This window comes from Tenacibaculum sp. E3R01 (assembly GCF_003318185.1).
GTDB classification, from domain to species: Bacteria; Bacteroidota; Bacteroidia; order Flavobacteriales; family Flavobacteriaceae; genus Polaribacter; species Polaribacter halocynthiae.
On sequence record NZ_QOCC01000028.1, the window covers coordinates 154,634 to 170,902 of the forward strand.

A 16,269-nucleotide genomic window follows, 5' to 3' on the forward strand; every position below is an offset into this window, starting at 1 on the left:
GTTAGTGATTTTTATTTATGATTTTTAATTGTTTCTCTAATTCTACTATCCCTTTTTCAGTAGCAATAGCTCTAATATGATATTCTAATACTTCATATTCTATTTTCATTACTTCTTTCATTTCATGCCCATATAAATCGCTTTCAAAAACGCCAAAGATTAATGTGAAATAAAAATTCACTATTAAATCTATTTTTATGTTTTCCCTATACAGTCCTTGTTCAATCCCTTTTGTTAAATTATCTACATTGCAATCTCTAAACATACATGCTTCACGTTCCATTAACTCAGCATATGTTTCAGGATAATACTTTTTAAGCTGATACATTGGTGAAGTTTTCGCGTTTTTAAACATCTCTTTAAAAATTGCTTTTACAGCAAACTCTTCAGCTATTGCATTATGTTTTTGTCCTTTAATAAATAAAATTGCGGCATCAATAGCTTCTTGAACTGCTTCTGTTGATGCTCCTACCAAACCAACTTTATTAGGAAAATACTTATAAATTGTTTTTTTAGATATCCCCAGCTCCCTTGCTATATCATCCATAGTAACACTTTTAAACCCAAGGTTTAAAAACATTTCTCCCGATTTTTCTAAAATTTTATCTCTCATAATTCTTTGCAAATCTACGAAAGGAAACTTAGGAAACAATAAAAGTTTCCTAAGTTTTAATCTTTTTTTAACATTCTTTTGGGTGTACTTTTTTTGTTTACCTTATTTTTACAAAAAATTTCAGATTTGGACTTATTAAAATATCATTCAGACTTTTTAACCTATTTAGAAAAACAAAACTTTACAAGAGAGCCTAAAAACCTATACGAACCAGTAGATTATATTCTACAATTGGGAGGTAAGAGAATTAGACCAATTTTAACATTAATTGCTTCTGATATCTTCTCAGGAAGTCATACAGAGGCTCTTCCTGCTGCATTAGCTGTAGAAGTTTTTCATAACTTTACATTGGTGCATGATGACATTATGGATGATGCACCTTTAAGAAGAGGTAAAGAGACTGTTCATGAAAAATGGGATATAAATACTGGTATTTTATCTGGTGATGCTATGTTAATACTAGCATATCAATACTTTGAAAACTACAAACCAGCTGTTTTTCAAAAATTAGCTCAATTATTTAGCAAAACCGCTTTAGAAGTTTGCGACGGACAACAGTTAGATGTTGATTTTGAAACTAGAAATGATGTTACTATTGATGAGTATATTAAAATGATTAGTTTAAAAACTTCTGTTTTAGTAGCTGCTGCTTTAAAAATGGGAGCTATTGTAGCTGAAGCTGATGAAGAACAAGCTCAACATTTATATAATTATGGTTTAAACTTGGGTATTGCTTTTCAATTACAAGATGACTACTTAGATACTTTTGGAAACCCAGATACTTTTGGGAAACAAATTGCTGGAGATATTATAGAAAACAAGAAAACATATTTATATTTAAAAGCTCTTGAAGTAGCGAACACCTCTGATAGAGAAAATCTATTAAATTTATTTAATGGAAAAGAAAAAAATATTGAAGAAAAAATCAAGCAAACAACTTCTATTTTCACTGATAACAACATACCTCAACACACACAACAACTTATTGAATACTACACAAATAAGTCGTTCGAGTTTTTAGATATCATGACACTAAATGAGGACGCAAAGCAAGGCTTACGCACTTTTGGTGAAAATTTAATGAACAGAAAAGTGTAAAAAATGTTTGGTATTTTAAAAAAGATGCTATCTTTGCACACCCAAAATAACGGGTCCTATAGCTCAGTTGGTTAGAGCACCTGACTCATAATCAGGTGGTCCGAGGTTCGAGTCCTCGTGGGACCACCATTAAAGCTTCACATTTTGTGAAGCTTTTTTGTTTTTTAAAAGTAATCACACCTCTCTCCCTTACTTATTTATTAAATCTAGCCTTTCTTTCTTCAATTAAAAAAGTAGGGTTTATCTGAAATTGTTTCCAAAGAAGCATTAACTCATTAAAAAGAGGTATTGAAGTTGATCTACTACCATATTGTATAATAATATGTGCTAATAAATTATAACATGCTGTATACTCTCCACTTGCAATTAAACTATCGAGCATATTACTTTTCTTCTCTTTTTTAGTAAACCATAACGTGGTACCAAATGAAGCACTTTTTATGGAGTTTTTTATAATTTCATTACTTATAGCACCAGTATACTTAACTATTTTATCCCAATTCCTAACTCTTTCAGGCTTATCTGTTTGATTTCCTGAAGAATCTTCACATCTTAATTCATATACAGTAGATGAAATTACTTTATTAGGAAAAGTACTATAGATAGCATTTGCATGTTGACGTCTATCATTTTTAAGAAAAATAACACCAGCCATCCTCATTAATGATTTTGCTCTGTTAATAATGTAAAAACCAACTCTTCTCGGTGGCAAATATAATTGCTGATCTATTCCTGTTTGATTTTGCATTAATTTAGATAATGAAAAAAACAAGAAATGTATAAAGGTTAAAAAAGCAAAAAAAACTACGCTAATCGTATACCATACAAGCCATTTTTTAATAAAGAAAAAAACAGTAGCCATTAATACTAGTAACAATGTAAAAGCACTTGATAATAACGATGCATATTTACTAAACTTACTTTTTGATGCAAATTCAAAACCTTTCCCTGGATAAGGAGAAGCAACATCACTAACAAAATATAAGTCATAATTATCATCATTACTACTCTGAGCTTCAGAAACAAAAACAGAAGTACCTTGATTGTCAACAATACCACCATCCATTAACCCTATTTCATTTAGATCATTATATTTTGATGTAAAATCATATGGAAACCCAATAGGTTCAAAACCTCCAGGAAAAGCTGTAGATGCTGCTATAACATCACCTAACTTAATATCATCAATAATATGCTTGTATTTACTATGAGCTTTACCATTTCCAAACCTTTTTTGATTTCCTTTTATATTTTGAAATCTAAATTGATGAGTACTATCAAAATCTGTGGCATTAAAAATCACTCTTTCTAAATGAGTCTTTGAACCACCCTCATTAATTAAATTTTGAATCTGCCCTAGTGTAGTGTTATTCGTAAAGTTATTGTATTCAATTGAAAAAGCATTAATAGGATTTTTTCTTTTATGCTTATTTTCTGGTTTGTTCCACACCAAAGGCCCTCTTAAATGACTTATAGCATTACTTGCTAACTCATCTTTATCTAGCCAATTATAATAATCATCTATAAAAGCATCAAAATCTTTTCCTTCAATTTGAGATTGCACATATTTTACACCAGTAATAGTACCTCCAGATACTGTAGATATTGCTTTAACATTTTCTAACAAGCCAACTTTTTCAAGAAGAGAAAGAGTCCCTAAAGAAAAACAAGCAGCCCTATAGCCACCTCCAGAAAAACATAAAGCAATCGATTTAAAAAGTTCCATAAAATAATTTGATTAATTTATCCAAATACATTTAGGAAAAACAACAGCAATTATTTAACCTTTTCCTTCTTTCTTCAGGTTTTAAAACTACTCTTTTTTTACTTTTTAAAAAAAACTAAATACTGTCTTTTCAGTATTTTTAGGTATCAAAAAAAATAACACGTTACCATATAAAGTTCAACTACCTATAATTAAAGCTAATATCTTTACTTTAAAGAACCGAATAAAAAACTAATAATTATTTAAGCCTTGTAATCTAGTAACGTATTTACCAATAACATCAAACTCTAAATTCACTTTAGTACCTTTTACAAAGTTTTTAAATGTGGTATGCTCTAGCGTATAAGGTATAATAGCTACACTGAATTCATTTTTCTTAGAATTCACAACAGTTAAACTAACTCCATTAACCGTAATTGATCCTTTTTCAATAGTTACATTACCGTCAAAATCATAAGAAAAAGTAAAAATAGTACTTCCATCATCGTCTTTTACATTTTCACAAACTCCCGTTTTATCAACATGTCCTTGTACTATATGACCATCTAACCTAGCTCCTAACTTCATTCCTCTTTCAAGGTTTACTTCATTTCCTATCACTAACTCGCTTAAATTAGTTTTATCTAATGACTCTTTAATTGCTGTAACCTTGTACTCATCAGCAACTATATCAACTACAGTTAAACAAACACCATTATGAGCAACGCTTTGATCTATTTTTAATTCACTTGTAATACTACTTTTAACTGTTAAATGAAGATTACCCTTTTCTTTTTCAAGTTTTGTTACAATACCAAGAGTTTCAATTATTCCCGTAAACATTCTCTAAATTTTAATTACTTTTGTTACCATCAAAAATACGACATTACAGAAGTAAACTATGGATAAATCAAACAAAATTATTGTTGGTATTTCAATTGGAGACATAAATGGTATCGGTATTGAAATTATTTTAAAAACTTTTGAAGACAAACGCATGTTAGAGTTTTGTACTCCTGTTCTGTTTGGTTCAAACAAGTTGATCTCTTATCATAAAAAAGTATTAAAATTAAACAACAGTATTCATGGTATTACTTCTATTGATAAAATAGTTCATGGAAAGGTCAATTTAGTTAATATTTGGAAAGAAGATGTTAAAATAGAAATAGGAAAAATAACGGAAGCTGGTGGTAATTACGCTTTGAAGTCATTACAATCTGCCGTAAGTGCTTTAAAAGAAAATAAAATTGATCTTTTAATAACTGCTCCTATAAACAAAGAGAATATTCAATCAGAAGAATTTGACTTCCCCGGACATACTGAATATCTTGAAGATAATTTAGAAGGAGAAAGTTTAATGATTTTAATGACTGATGAGTTACGCATTGGATTAATTACTGGTCATATTCCTATTTCTCAAGTAGCAGAAACCATAAGCCCGGAATTAATAAAGAGTAAAGTTGAAATTATGCACACCTCTTTAAAAGAAGACTTTAATATAAACAAACCAAAAATAGCTGTACTTGGTTTAAATCCTCATTGTGGAGATAAAGGAGTTATTGGTAAAGAAGATGATGAAATTATAAGGCCTACAATAAAAGAAATTCAAGAAACTGGTAAATTAGTTTATGGCCCGTATGCAGCAGATGGTTTTTTCGGATCAAAAACTCATCAAAAATTTGATGGTGTATTAGCAATGTATCACGATCAAGGACTAGCTCCTTTCAAAGCTCTATCTTTTGGTAATGGCGTTAATTTTACTGCTGGACTAAACAAAGTAAGAACATCACCTGATCACGGAACGGGATTTGATATTGCAGGTAAAAACAAAGCAAACCCAGCATCTTTTAAAGAAGCTTTATTTACTTCTCTTCATATTTATAAGAACAGAATTGAGTATCAAAACCTTATAAAAGGAGCCTTAAAAACAAAATAGTGAAAAATTTATTTCCAAAATATAAATATAAAAACATTTTTTATATCTTTGCACGCTCAAATTGATGTTGTAGATGAAAGACTTAAAACAATTCAACATACCTTTTATAGGTTTAAAGGAAGGAAGTCATTTATTTGAATATCATATTGATAAAACGTTCTTTGAAGCTTATCAGTTTGATGATTTTAATGATTGCGCCGTAAATACGACTGTAGATTTCGTAAAAAAAAGTAACTTAATGGAACTTAATTTTACGATAAATGGTAGTGTTAATGTTCCTTGTGACATGACAGGTGAGTTATTTAATCAAGTAATTGATGGTACTTTACATTTAATTGTAAAATTTGGACATGAATATAATGATGACAATGATGAAATTTTGATTCTTCCTAACGAAGCTTATCAAATTAACATTTCACAATATATATATGAACTCATAATTTTATCAGTACCTAATAAAAGAGTACATCCTAAAGTATTGGATGGAACTATGGAATCTGAAGCTTTAGAGAAATTAGAAGAATTAAGAATAGACGAAGATAAAACTGTTGAAGAAAAAACAACAGACCCTAGATGGGATAAATTAAAGGATTTACTAACAGATAAATAAGACATAAAATGGCACATCCAAAGAGAAAAATATCTAAAACTAGAAGAGACAAAAGAAGAACTCATTATAAAGCTTCAGTACCTCAAATAGCTGTTGATCCTACAACTGGAGAAGCTCATTTATACCATAGAGCACACTGGCATGAAGGAAAATTATACTACAGAGGTCAAGTAGTATTAGAATCTGCTACTGCAGAAGCTTAAAAACTGGTTTTCAAAAAAGCTGAAAAAACCCTCCTTTCGAGGGTTTTTTCGTATTTTTAAGTCAGAAATATAAGTTTTTGCTTTTTTTTCTTTAAAGAAGTGAAATAATTTTCATTTCTTTGAAATCTCGTTTTACAACAAAACAAACAACTATGACTAAAATATCTGCAGCTATAACAGCAGTAGGAAAATATGTTCCAGAATATGCTCTTACGAATAAAGAGCTTGAAACTATGGTAGACACCAATGATGAGTGGATTACTAGTAGAACTGGAATCAAAGAAAGAAGAATTTTAAAAGTAGAAGGTGCTGGAACATCTTACATGGCAATTAAAGCTGCTGAAGATTTACTAGAGAAATCTGGTGTTTTAGCTTCTGACATTGATATGGTAATAGTAGCTACAGCTACTCCAGATATGCCAGTTGCATCAACTGCAGCCTACACTGCTTCAAAAATTGGAGCTGTAAATGCTTTTTCTTACGATTTACAAGCAGCTTGTTCTAGCTTTCTTTATGGAATGTCAACTGCATCTAGTTACATTGAAAGTGGTCGTTACAAGAAAGTGCTTTTAATTGGTGCTGATAAAATGTCTTCTATAATAGATTACACAGATAGAGCTACTTGTATTATTTTTGGTGATGGTGCAGGTGCTGCACTTTTTGAACCTAATACTGAAAATTTAGGTTTACAAGATGAGTACTTACGTAGTGATGGAGTAGGAAGAGAGTTTTTAAAAATTGACGCTGGAGGTTCTATTTTACCTTCATCAGAAGAAACAATTAAAAATAATAGACATTTTGTACATCAAGAAGGACGTACAGTTTTCAAATTCGCTGTTTCAAACATGGCAGATGTAGCTGAAAAAATGTTAACGAGAAATAATTTAACTAAAGAAGAAATTCAATGGTTAGTTCCGCATCAAGCGAATAAAAGAATTATTGAAGCAACAGCTAATAGAGTTGGATTAGAAGAAGATAAAGTTATGATGAATATTCATAAATATGGAAACACTACTTCTGCCACTCTCCCTTTGTTACTTGCTGACTATGAAAAAGTTTTGAAAAAAGGAGATAACTTAATTTTTGCCGCATTTGGTGGTGGCTTCACTTGGGGAGCTATCTATTTAAAATGGGCATATAACTCATAAACCAAACAACTTAAATTTAGGAAAATGGATATTAAAGAAATTCAAAGTCTTATAAAGTTTGTAGCTAAATCTGGTGCAAGCGAAGTAAAGTTAGAAATGGAAGATATTAAAATCACCATTAAAACCGGAAGTGAAACTCCTGAAACTACAATTATTCAGGCCCCAGTTGCTGCTGCTCCTCAAATGATAGCACAACAACCAGTACCTGTTGCTCAACCAACTGCTCCTGTAGCTTCTACAAACGAAACTACTACTGAAGACGACTCGAAATATATTACTATAAAATCACCAATCATTGGTACATTCTATAGGAAACCTTCACCAGACAAACCTAATTTTGCTGAAGTAGGTACAGAGGTTAAAGTTGGTGATACTGTATGTATTATTGAAGCAATGAAATTATTTAACGAAATAGAATCTGAAATATCAGGTAAAGTAGTTAAAGTATTAGTTGACGATTCTAGTCCTGTAGAATTTGATCAACCTCTATTCTTAGTTGACCCATCATAATTAATAGTTATTATTTAGTTCGTAATACTTAAACAAGTATACTTATTTTAAATTTTAACCCTTAAATTATCTAATTATGTTTAAAAAAATATTAATTGCCAATAGAGGTGAAATTGCACTACGTGTAATAAGAACCTGTAAGGAGATGGGAATAAAAACTGTAGCTGTTTACTCTAAAGCAGATGCAGAAAGTTTACATGTACGATTTGCTGATGAAGCAGTTTGTATTGGACCTGCTCCAAGTAGTGAATCTTACTTAAAAATGTCACATATTATTGCTGCTGCTGAAATTACAAACGCAGATGCAATTCATCCTGGATATGGTTTTTTAGCTGAAAATGCTAAATTTTCAAAATTATGTGATGAACACGATATTAAATTTATAGGAGCTTCGCCTGAGATGATTGATAGAATGGGAGATAAAGCAAATGCCAAAGCTACAATGAAAGCTGCAGGTGTACCTTGTGTTCCAGGAAGTGACGGTGTTATTAATACTTTTGAAGAATGCCAAAAAGTAGCTGAGGAAACTGTATATCCTGTAATGCTTAAAGCTTCAGCAGGAGGTGGTGGAAAAGGTATGCGTGCTGTTTGGAAAGCTGAAGACTTAAAAGATGCTTGGGATTCTGCAAGACAAGAATCAAAGGCTGCTTTTGGAAATGACGATATGTATATGGAGAAGTTAATTGAAGAACCTCGCCATATAGAAATTCAAGTAGTTGGAGATGCTTTTGGAAAAGCATGTCACCTATCAGAAAGAGATTGTTCAGTTCAACGTCGTCATCAAAAATTAACGGAAGAAACTCCTTCGCCATTCATGACTGATGAATTACGTGATGAGATGGGGAAAGCAGCAGTAAAAGCAGCTGAGTTTATTAAGTATGAAGGTGCAGGTACTGTAGAGTTTTTAGTTGATAAACATCGTAAGTTTTACTTTATGGAAATGAATACTCGTATCCAAGTAGAGCATCCAATTACTGAAGAAGTAGTAGATTACGATTTAATTCGTGAGCAAATATTAGTTGCCGCTGGTGTACCAATTTCAGGTAAAAACTACACACCTCAATTACACTCTATAGAATGTAGAATTAATGCTGAGGATCCACACAATGGGTTTAGACCAGCTCCAGGAAAGATAACTTCTTACCATGCTCCTGGTGGACATGGTGTACGTATAGATACACACGTATATGCAGGTTATATGATACCTCCGAATTATGATTCTATGATTTCAAAATTAATTGTTACTGCTCAAACAAGAGAAGAAGCTATTAATAAAATGAAACGTGCATTAGATGAATACGTTATTGAAGGTGTAAAAACTACGATTCCTTTTCATAGACAATTAATGGATCATCCAGATTATGTTGCTGGTAACTATACCACAAAATTTATGGAGGATTTCGAAATGAAATAAACTATTATAATACAATAAATAAAAATCAGTGAATATTTCACTGATTTTTTTTATTCCCTAACTTCGCATTATGAATTTAGTATATAATTTGATTTTACATTTTGTCTATTTTTTATTAAAAATCATAGCCTTATTCAATAAAAAAATAAACTTATTTATTGAAGGAAGAAAAGATTCTTTTTCTAAATTAAATACTATTTCTAAAGATGATAAAGTTGTATGGTTCCATGCGGCTTCGTTAGGTGAATTTGAGCAAGGAAGACCCATCATTGAAAACTTCAAGCTTTTATATCCAAATTATAAAATAGTTCTTACTTTTTTTTCTCCTTCTGGTTATGAAATAAAAAAAGAATATAAACATGCTGATGTTGTTTGCTATTTACCTTTTGACACAAAAAGAAATATGCAAAATTTTATAGAAACAGTTCACCCAGAACTCGCTGTAATAATTAAATATGAATTTTGGCCAAATCTATTATCTGAACTACAAAAACTAAATATACATACTGTTTTAGTTTCTGGTATTTTTAGAGAAAAACAATCATTTTTTAAATGGTATGGCGGTTTTATGCGAAAAAAATTAAATGCCTTTAATTATTTTTTTGTTCAAAACGAAACTTCAAAAAAACTTTTAAATTCTATAAATTTAAAAAACACTTCAGTTTGTGGAGATACTCGTTTTGATAGAGTATATGATATATTAAAACAAAACAATACTTTAAACTTCATTTCAGAATTTAAAAACAACAATTATACAATAGTTGCTGGTAGTTCATGGGCTGAGGATGAAGAATGTATTGTAAACTATATAAATAATGGTTCTTCAAAAGATGAAAAATTCATTATTGCTCCGCATAACATAAACTCACAAGACATAATAGCTTTAAAAAAATCAATAAATAAAAAGACTGTTTTGTTTTCTGAAAAGGAAGAAAAAAACTTATCAGAATATCAAGTATTCATTATTGATACAATTGGTATACTAACCAAGATATATTCATATGCTGACGTGGCTTATATTGGTGGTGGATTAAAAACTAACCTTCATAATACCTTAGAACCAGCTGTTTTTGGTATTCCTTTGGTTTTCGGAAATAAAAAATATAAAAAATTTCAAGAAGCTGTAGATTTACTTTCTTTAAAAGGTGCTATTGGTATTCATAATAAAAATGATTTTTACACTACATTTACAACTTTAAAATCAAATAATACTTTAAGAACTAAAATGGGAGTTATTAACAAAGAATATATTGAAAATAATATTGGTGCCACCAAATTAATTATTGATTATATAAACAATACTTTACATTAATTGTTGTTAGGTTTAAATGAGCTTTAAGACTTAATTTTAAAGTAAAAATTATAATGGAATTTATTTTACAGCCTTGGCCTTGGTATGTGTCAGGATTTTTGATATCAATTGTTTTATTTTTATTATTCTATTTCGGAAAAAACTTTGGCATTTCTAGTAACTTAGAAACGATGTGTACAATAGCTGGTGCTGGAAAAATTTCTGACTATTTTAATACCAACTGGAAAGATAAAACTTGGTCTCTAATTTTTTTAATAGGATTGATAATTGGTGGTTATGTTACCGTAGAATATTTATCAAAAGATACTTCAATAGATATCAGTTTAGAAACAATCAAAGACTTAAATGAATTAGGTTTTAACGATATTGGAACTACTTTTGTTCCTTCTGAAATTTTTAGCATTGAAAGTTTATTAACTTTAAAAGGTTTTTTAATACTTTTTTTTGCTGGTGTTTTAATTGGATTTGGAACAAGATATGCTGATGGTTGTACTTCTGGACATGCAATTACTGGTTTAAGTAGCTTTCAATTACCGTCTTTAATTGCTGTTATAGGCTTTTTTATTGGTGGACTATTTATGGTTTGGTTAGTATTCCCTCTAATATTTAATTAATATGAAATATTTAAAGTTTTTATTCACAGGAATTTTATTTGGAATTATTTTAACAAAATCTGAAGCTATTTCTTGGTACCGTATTTATGAAATGTTCAAGTTTCAATCATTTCATATGTATGGTATTATTGGTACTGCTGTTGCTTTTTCTATGATTTTCATGTATTTATTCAAAACAGGTATCATTACTAATTATTTAGGAAAAAAAGTTTTTATAAAAGAAAAGAAAAAAGGACTTACAAAATCCTTAATTGGTGGTATAATATTCGGTTTAGGCTGGGCTTTAGCAGGTGCTTGTCCAGGTCCTATATTTGTTTTAATAGGACATGGTATACTTCCTATTCTTATTGTACTAGTAGGAGCCGTTTTTGGAACTTTTATTTATGGTATACTGAGTAAAAAACTACCTCATTAATATTTAATTCTATTCTTTTTTAAGAACTCCGAGTCAGTTTTATTTACTACTTCCCATTGATATATTTTTGAAAGCTGATAAATTTTAGACAGCTCTTCAAATAATCGGTTTTTAGCTTCTTTTTGTAACTCTGATACAGTTATGGTTGTTTTTATCTTTTCAATGGCTCTATCGCTCAATTTATTCAATTCTGATTTAGAAAAAGTATTAAACTTACTCTGTTGTAAATCAAAATATTTAATATCTGGCGAAATAGTAACTTCTTCTTTAGGAATCTTATTAATTATAATTTGTTTTCCTATAGTATCTATTTGAATATCTAATTTTGACAAATCATAGCCGACTTCAACTTTAGCATTGACAGATAATATTGCTTTTTTTTGAAAAGAAATGTAATCGTAGAAATATTTCTTAGTATCAGAAAAACTATACATTTCTGAAAAACTTCCTTCAGTAACAACTAATTTACTTAAGTTTTGTACTCCATTAAGAAACACTTCTATTTCTTCTTTTTCATGTTTAACTTCTTTTCTGTCATACCAAAGTTTAGCTATTAAAAAACCTAGTAAAAAAATTGCTATATACTTTATAAAACGCACCATAATTCTAGTATAAAATCTAGTTACAATGTACTAAAAACTATCCGAATTAATTCTACAAAAAACACCTATTCATATTTTTGTCATTTTATAAACTACTTAAATAAAAAAACATTTATTGGAAACCTATTTATTAACTATTGCTTTTACATTTTTTGTATCACTTAAAATATAAAAATATGACCTCCTATTTTGTTGATGCTCTTCTTCTGAACATTTCTTTTGATTCTTATCATTACAATCATTCAATAACTGATCTTCTCCATATCCAATAGCACTCTCTATTCTATTTGAAGAAATACCTCTAGAAATTATATAATCTCTTGTAGATTTAGCTCTATTGTCTGAAAGAATTCTATTATACTCTTTAGTTCCTCTACTATCAGTATGCGATTCTATTTTAATAATCATATCAGGATGATTCTTCATAACAGTAACTATTTTTTCTAATTCATACTCAGCATCTTCTCTAATATTGAATAAATTAAAGTTAAAATAAATAGGATTAATAACTATTTGGTCTTCTACTATCAAAGATTCTAATTGTAAATCAGTTTTTAATACTTTCTTATTTACATCTAATGTTGCTGTTTCTTTTTCAGTTACTTTGTAATCATCTTTTGAAGCTACCACTATAAAGTTTTTTTCACAATCTATTTTATCAAAAGAATAACTTCCATCTAAATTTGTTATTTGCTTAGAAACTGGTTCGCCTTTTTCATTTATTAATCGTACTGTTACCTTATCTATTGGATCTCCAGTTCTAGAATCAGATACAATACCGTTAATATCTTCTTTACATTTATAAATTGTAAAACTATAGATATCATCATCTCCTCTTCCATCTTCTCTATTAGAAGAAAAAAAACCAGCAGTTCTTTGGTCATTAATAACAAAGGCAAAATCATCACGAGGTCCATTAACTGGAGCGCCTAAATTAACTGGATCTGAATATGTATTATTTTCTATTTTAGATTCAAATATATCTAATGCACCTAAACCTAAATGACCATTAGAAGCAAAGTATAAACGATTGTCTTTTCCTGCAAATGGAAACATTTCTCTTCCTTCAGTATTAATTGTTTCACCTAAGTTTTCTGGTTTTCCATAACTACCATCAGCCTCTATAGCTACTTTATAAATATCTGTACCTCCATATCCATTTGGCATGTCAGATACAAAATATAGCGTTTTTTCATCTGCACTTAAAGCTGGGTGTCCTGTAGAATATTCATCGCTATTAAATGGTAATTCTTTTACATTCCCCCAAGTTTCATAAATTTTTTCAGCTTTATAAATTTTTAGATGAGTAGTTCTTTGCTTATCAGATTTTAACTTATCTCCATCATAATTATCTCTAGTAAAGTACATGGTTTTACCATTTTTACTTATAACAGCATTAGATTCATGGTATTTTGTACTTAAAGCTGTTATCTTCTCAGATAATTCCACATCTAAAGCCTTATCTTCTTCTAATCTTTTTAATTTTGAAGTATAAATATTTAAATAAGGTTGATTATTCCATTGATAAATCTTCTTATTTTCTTCGTCAGGCCTAGTTGATGCAAAATATAAAGTATTGTCATAAATAAATCCTCCAAAATCGGAATATTTAGAGTTAGAAGATACATTGTGAATATTTATAAATGTTTTTTCTTTGTTTGTATATTCAACAAAATAATCTTTATTTTTTTCTAATGCAATGGCTCTACTATCATTTCCTTTTACTTCTTTTAATTTCAACAGCCATTTATCAGATTCATTTATTTTACCATTACTTTTTAATGTTTGAGCATATCTAAACACATGCTTTGGAGAAGCTATGACTTCAAACTTATTCATTAACTCAGCATACCATTTTTCTGCTTTATCAAAATCAACATTAAAATAATAGGAGTCTGCCAATCTACTTATAACCAAATATGTTTCATCACCTTTGTCGTAAATAGTTTTGTACAATTCAGCTGATTTTTTATAAGCGTATTCTTTAAAATACCTATCAGCTGCATATTTTCGTTGCCCGAAACTGAAAACAGTAACGAATAACAATACGTATAAAAATATTATTTTTTTCATATCCTTCGATTTTAATTGTTTAGAAAAATCTTGGTGATTTCATCTTTTGTTCTTTAAATATCTCATATCGAAGCATTACTTCATGAGTTCCTGAATTGTAATTACTATAATTAGATGTCGTTAAATCGTAAGCATAACCTATTTGTAATGATTCATTAATTTGAAACCCTAACATTGCACTAATTGAATCATCCCATCTCCATGCTGCTCCAACTCTAAATTTATCATTAAATAAAAAGTTCGCTGATACATCTAATGATAATGGTGCTCCACTTACTATTTTACTTAATACCGCTGGCTTAAACTTTATTGTTTCGCTTAAATCAAACACATAACCTCCTATTAAAAAATAATGCATTCTTTCTGTTGCCACAACTCCTCCACTTGACACATCATCATAATGATCTGTTCTCAAAATGTTTGGAACTGCAAAACCTAAATACCAATTTGACTTGTAATAATAAACTCCTGCTCCTATTGTTGGTAAAAACTTACTTATATTCTGATTTAATGATCTATCATTTCCATCTCGAAAAACTCCTTTACTCCAGTCTACATTAAAAAAACGCCCTCCCAACTTTAATCCAAATGCTAAATTTCCATCTTCACTTGTTCGAACGGTATAAGAAACATTTGCATCTATATACGTTTCATTAGATGGACCAATTGCATCATTTACCAAATTTATTCCTAATCCAACTCCTGAATATCCTAACGGAGTATCATAACTTAATGTTTGAGTATCTGGCGCTCCATCAATTCCAACCCATTGTGTTCTTGCCAAAACATTGATCATTGTATGTCCTTTTGAACCTACATATGCCGGATTAACACTCATTGTATTAAACATATATTGTGTATACTGAGGATCTTGCTGTCCATATACTATACATGAACTTAGTATTAATATTAGTATGCTGATTACTTTTAATATATTATTCATCCTTACTAATTTCTTTAGATTTATTAACGATTTTTTAAAATATAATTCTTGATTTCAATTCAAGTATTTACACCAATTTACCTTCTTATTTATTTTTTACCATCGATCAAACGTTCGTTTTCGTATATCTTTCGTTGAATGGTTCAATTCTGTCGTTAAATAAAATTGAATTCTAAATAGGCTAAATGATTTAACCTATTTAGAATATTTACTAGTGTTAATCTCTATTAATATAAATCCATCCTTTTTTAACCTTATTTCCATTTCCTAAGTCAAGAACATAGAAATACGTACCAGAAGGCAACTTATCTTCTACTTGAATATTTACTCTTCCATTAGAAGTACCATCCCAGGTGTTATTATATTGCTGCTTACTATACACTAAATTACCCCACCTGTTAAATATCTCTAATGTATTGTTTGGATAATTTTCAATACAGTTAATAATTAATGTATCATTACTACCATCATCATTAGGTGTAAATTCATTATAAACCGTAACACAATCATCAACACCAACTGCATCACCAAAGGCAGTATCGTTTAAATCTGCACTATCTGATATACCATCGCCATCACTATCTGTTCCACTATCTGTTACAACTCCTGTTCCTCCACTATCTGGATCCGTTGGATCTGTATCGTTTACATCTGTATTTCCTGAATCTCCAAATCCTGAATCGTCTTCATCTACTTCATCTGAAATTCCATCTCCATCACTATCTGGGCCATCTACTACTCCATTTCCATCTGCATCATCATTTCCGCCTTCAGTAATATCATTGATACCATCATCATCACTATCTAAATCTTGATAATCTGGTACGCCATCTCCATCGGTATCAACTGTATCTCCATCTCCTCCATTTCCTTCTCCAAAATTACTTGAGTCTGAATCTACACTATCTGAAATACCATCGCCATCACTATCTGATCCTCCAGTATCATTTGAATCGATAACTCCATCATTGTTCGTGTCTAAATCACCATTTCCATTCTCAATAACATCATTGATTCCATCATTATCACTATCTAAATCTTGATAATCTGGTACGCCATCGCCATCGGTATCA

17 protein-coding genes and 1 tRNA gene are annotated in these 16,269 nt (G+C 29.8%); 11 read left to right on the forward strand and 7 right to left on the reverse strand.

Annotated features, from left to right (window positions below; translation table 11 throughout):
- Nucleotide 1: 1 nt before the first annotated feature.
- Nucleotides 2-613, reverse strand: a complete 612-nt coding sequence (locus DS884_RS16920; protein ID WP_113787599.1) for a TetR/AcrR family transcriptional regulator — start codon at nt 611-613, stop codon at nt 2-4.
- Between the two features lie 126 nt (nt 614-739).
- On the opposite strand from DS884_RS16920, the gene DS884_RS16925 reads away from it, so the two are divergent.
- Together DS884_RS16925 and DS884_RS16930 are read left to right on the forward strand one after the other, a co-directional pair.
- Nucleotides 740-1,711: a polyprenyl synthetase family protein gene (locus tag DS884_RS16925; RefSeq protein ID WP_093871989.1), complete on the forward strand. Its 972-nt coding sequence runs from the start codon at nt 740-742 to the stop codon at nt 1,709-1,711.
- Nucleotides 1,712-1,763: 52 nt separating this feature from the next.
- Nucleotides 1,764-1,840, forward strand: a tRNA-Ile gene (locus tag DS884_RS16930).
- A gap of 64 nt (nt 1,841-1,904) precedes the next feature.
- On the opposite strand, the gene DS884_RS16935 is transcribed toward DS884_RS16930, so the two are convergent.
- Nucleotides 1,905-3,437 (reverse strand): patatin-like phospholipase family protein, encoded by a 1,533-nt coding sequence (locus DS884_RS16935; RefSeq protein WP_113787600.1) that lies wholly within the window; start codon nt 3,435-3,437, stop codon nt 1,905-1,907.
- 231 nt (nt 3,438-3,668) lie between these two features.
- Nucleotides 3,669-4,259 (reverse strand): riboflavin synthase, encoded by a 591-nt coding sequence (locus tag DS884_RS16940; RefSeq protein WP_113787601.1) that lies wholly within the window; start codon nt 4,257-4,259, stop codon nt 3,669-3,671.
- Nucleotides 4,260-4,317: 58 nt separating this feature from the next.
- Here DS884_RS16940 and pdxA point away from each other — a divergent pair, with 58 nt between their 5' ends.
- From pdxA to DS884_RS16985, 9 genes are all read left to right on the forward strand, one after another.
- Nucleotides 4,318-5,352: a 4-hydroxythreonine-4-phosphate dehydrogenase PdxA gene (pdxA, locus tag DS884_RS16945; protein ID WP_093870071.1), complete on the forward strand. Its 1,035-nt coding sequence runs from the start codon at nt 4,318-4,320 to the stop codon at nt 5,350-5,352.
- Between the two features lie 73 nt (nt 5,353-5,425).
- Entirely contained in the window at nt 5,426-5,962 is a 537-nt protein-coding gene (locus tag DS884_RS16950; protein WP_113787602.1) for a YceD family protein, read from the forward strand.
- A gap of 8 nt (nt 5,963-5,970) precedes the next feature.
- Entirely contained in the window at nt 5,971-6,165 is a 195-nt protein-coding gene (gene rpmF / locus DS884_RS16955) for a 50S ribosomal protein L32 (protein ID WP_028892219.1), read from the forward strand.
- Between the two features lie 152 nt (nt 6,166-6,317).
- A complete protein-coding gene (locus tag DS884_RS16960; protein WP_093870069.1) occupies nt 6,318-7,313 on the forward strand; it encodes a beta-ketoacyl-ACP synthase III in 996 nt (331 codons plus the stop codon).
- A 24-nt stretch (nt 7,314-7,337) separates the two neighbouring features.
- Complete coding sequence (gene accB, locus DS884_RS16965; protein ID WP_113787603.1) at nt 7,338-7,823, forward strand: acetyl-CoA carboxylase biotin carboxyl carrier protein; 486 nt, start codon at nt 7,338-7,340, stop codon at nt 7,821-7,823.
- A gap of 76 nt (nt 7,824-7,899) precedes the next feature.
- Complete coding sequence (accC, locus tag DS884_RS16970) at nt 7,900-9,237, forward strand: acetyl-CoA carboxylase biotin carboxylase subunit (RefSeq protein ID WP_113787604.1); 1,338 nt, start codon at nt 7,900-7,902, stop codon at nt 9,235-9,237.
- Nucleotides 9,238-9,307: 70 nt separating this feature from the next.
- Nucleotides 9,308-10,549 (forward strand): 3-deoxy-D-manno-octulosonic acid transferase, encoded by a 1,242-nt coding sequence (locus DS884_RS16975; RefSeq protein ID WP_113787605.1) that lies wholly within the window; start codon nt 9,308-9,310, stop codon nt 10,547-10,549.
- Between the two features lie 53 nt (nt 10,550-10,602).
- Nucleotides 10,603-11,163 (forward strand): YeeE/YedE family protein, encoded by a 561-nt coding sequence (locus tag DS884_RS16980; protein WP_093870065.1) that lies wholly within the window; start codon nt 10,603-10,605, stop codon nt 11,161-11,163.
- Between the two features lies 1 nt (nt 11,164).
- Nucleotides 11,165-11,578: a DUF6691 family protein gene (locus DS884_RS16985; RefSeq protein ID WP_093870064.1), complete on the forward strand. Its 414-nt coding sequence runs from the start codon at nt 11,165-11,167 to the stop codon at nt 11,576-11,578.
- On the opposite strand, the gene DS884_RS16990 is transcribed toward DS884_RS16985, so the two are convergent.
- The 4 genes from DS884_RS16990 to DS884_RS17005 form a co-directional block, all read right to left on the reverse strand.
- Nucleotides 11,575-12,180: a DUF4230 domain-containing protein gene (locus DS884_RS16990; RefSeq protein ID WP_113787606.1), complete on the reverse strand. Its 606-nt coding sequence runs from the start codon at nt 12,178-12,180 to the stop codon at nt 11,575-11,577. The genes DS884_RS16985 and DS884_RS16990 overlap by 4 nt on opposite strands.
- A 123-nt stretch (nt 12,181-12,303) precedes the next feature.
- On the reverse strand, nt 12,304-14,253 hold the full coding sequence (locus DS884_RS16995; RefSeq protein WP_093870062.1) for an OmpA family protein: 1,950 nt from the start codon (nt 14,251-14,253) through the stop codon (nt 12,304-12,306).
- A gap of 19 nt (nt 14,254-14,272) precedes the next feature.
- Nucleotides 14,273-15,196, reverse strand: a complete 924-nt coding sequence (locus DS884_RS17000; protein ID WP_093870061.1) for a type IX secretion system membrane protein PorP/SprF — start codon at nt 15,194-15,196, stop codon at nt 14,273-14,275.
- A 217-nt stretch (nt 15,197-15,413) separates the two neighbouring features.
- A partial coding sequence (locus DS884_RS17005; protein WP_147239422.1) for a gliding motility-associated C-terminal domain-containing protein occupies nt 15,414-16,269 on the reverse strand: 856 nt, incomplete at its 5' end.